The sequence below is a fragment of the Tannerella forsythia genome, from assembly GCF_003860135.1.
In the GTDB taxonomy this organism is placed as follows: Bacteria; Bacteroidota; Bacteroidia; order Bacteroidales; family Tannerellaceae; genus Tannerella; species Tannerella forsythia_A.
Genome location: NZ_RQYN01000106.1, coordinates 1 through 2552 on the forward strand (window position 1 = coordinate 1; position 2552 = coordinate 2552).

Sequence of the window (2552 nt, forward strand, 5' to 3'; positions counted from 1 at the left end):
TTAGCAATCAGTGTTCAGATTTAACCACAAGTTTCACAAGTTATGACAAGTTGCACTCCTTTAATGGTTCGTCAGCGTTCAGCAAACCAACCAATCAACATCCAAACGCCCGAAGGGCTTCATTTTTCACTTTTCGTTCTTCACTTTTCACTACTACTTTGACTACTTTGCTCCATTTTTCACTTTTCACTTTTCGTTTTTCACTTTTAATTATTCGCTTCTCAAACTCTTTACCGGGTTGGCATTCGCCGCACGCCAGTTTTGAAACGTCACCGTGGCGAAGGTCACCAAAGCCACTACCGCGAACGACAGCGCAAATACCCACCAGTAAAGCGGGGTCTTGTAAGCAAAGTTTTCGAGCCATTTTACTACCGCGTAGTACGCCGCCGGGGCAGCAAAGGCGAAACAAACGGCAACGATTTTGAGATACGTCTTGTTGAACATCACGAGAATCTGCTGTGTCGTCGAACCGAATACTTTGCGGATCCCGGATCCCGATTTCTTTCTTCCGGTACTCGCTGTCGAACACCACCAAGCCGAACACCCCGACAAGCGATAAAATAACGGCCAACAAACCGAACAAGGTAATCATACTGCGCAGGTTTGTCTCCTTCCGATAAAGACGGTCGAAAATCGAGTCGTAAAATTCGATATCGACCGGATACGACGGATCGAGGTCTGCGATAGTCTTGCGAATATGCTCTACCGCGGCGTGGATGTCCGTCCCCGCTTTCAGGCGGATATACGAAACCGGCAAAGGCGGCCTACCTGTCATTGCCAGACAGAGAATCTGATTCTCGTGACGAAGCGAGGTGATTTGCACGTTCTCGGCAAACCCTATAATTTCGCCGATATAATCAGCCCAGTTCCAGTACTTAAATAATCCCAATTCCATATCTAAACGTTGTTTGGCGTAGTCGTTAAAGATAAAAACAGGTCGTTCGCCTCGCAAGTCCGATTCTGAAAAATCACGTCCTTCTTCTACGGAAATACCCATTACACGCGAGAAATTCCACGAAACTTTAATCATAAGATACGAAAACTCTTCACCTTTATATACAGCCCCCTGCGTAGCATATTCGTCCTGAGAGCCTATTTTCTCGGAAGAAAAAGCCACTTCTTCAATACCTGCAAATCTCTTCAGACGGTTCGTATATTCATCGCTACGTTTCGAGAGGCTCTGCCCCAACTCAACAACAGCAATCTGTTCTTTGTCAAAGCCGGTAGAATACGTTCGCAAAAAATGATTTTGAAGCTGAATAAATCCGGCGGCAATAATCAGTCCCATCGAGATCACAAACTGAAAGCCGACGAGCGCCGTACGTAACCGCCGGCCTTTGGGTGAAAGTCCGAAGCTCCCTTTGAGCACCATAGCGGGCGGAAAAGAGGTCATGTAGAACGACGGATACAGTCCGGCGACGATTCCCGTCAGCAGAGCAACGGCGCCCGTCAGCCCGACAAGCGGTATATTGTGTAAAGGAGCAGTATCGGCTTCAATGAACGAAAGCATCATGCTGTCGGTTAAGCCCGCGACAATCAGAATGGCGACAACCCACGAAAGCAGACAAATAATGACCGCCTCGGCCAAAAGCGACAGGCGCAACAACGTCGTCGAGCTGCCAAGCACTTTCTGTGTATTGATGCTTTTCATCCTCATCGGTGTCATGGCTGTACTGAAGTTGGTATAATTGACTGCCGCCACAATCAAAATGAGTAAGGCAATCGCAAAAAGGATGCGTGTCACGTCGGCATTGCCGCTACGGAAGATACGGCCATCGCCGCCTTCGTTCAAATAATAAACATCCGTAAGCGGAACAAGTTTAATCGATTCATTCGGCCGGTCGATATTCGCAAAATCGAAATGGCTGTTAAATGTCTGTGCCACATCATTGGCCGAAGCCGCATCATCAAGCCGGAGGTAACAGATGAAATTGCTCGCCCCGAAATCCGTCTTCATGTAGTCGTTGTCGATAGCCGTATAAATCGCGTTGCGTAACTGAGTGTTACCGGGGAAATCGCGGTAAACGGCGCCGACCGTTAAATCAGGCAACTCTTGGGTTCCTTCTCTGCTTTTGCTCCAAATGCCGGCCTCGGCATGCAAAGCCTTACCGACGGCCGACTCGTGACCGAACAAGCGTCGCGCCATACTTTCGGGAATAAGCACTTTGTCCGGCTGATGCAGACACGTCGGGCTTCCTTCGATAATCGGAAAACCGAATGTCTGAACGATTTCCGGGTGACACGTCTGCACAATTTCACGAAAGCCATGTTTCTCCCCATTCGTCGTAACCGTGAAATACACTTCTCCGATAAACGGATTGAGCAATGTACCGGCTTCGATATGCGGCGATGCTTTCAGCACTTCTTCAATAAATCCGCGCGGCAAAATGGTCGAAAACATATCCGGCCCGGACAAATCGACACGAAACACACGCTCAACTCCCGGATGACAGCGGTCGAAGCTACGCTCGTAATCAACCTGCATCATAATCACCATAAACGCGGCGAAGGCGACCGACAATCCCGCCACGTTTAGCAGCGTCGCCATCTTA

Annotated in this window: 1 pseudogene; it reads right to left on the reverse strand. The window is 48.8% G+C overall.

Going from position 1 to position 2552, the window contains the following annotated elements:
• Positions 1–210: 210 nt before the first annotated feature.
• Positions 211–2552 (reverse strand): annotated as a pseudogene (locus EII41_RS13435) (ABC transporter permease); the annotation flags it as partial.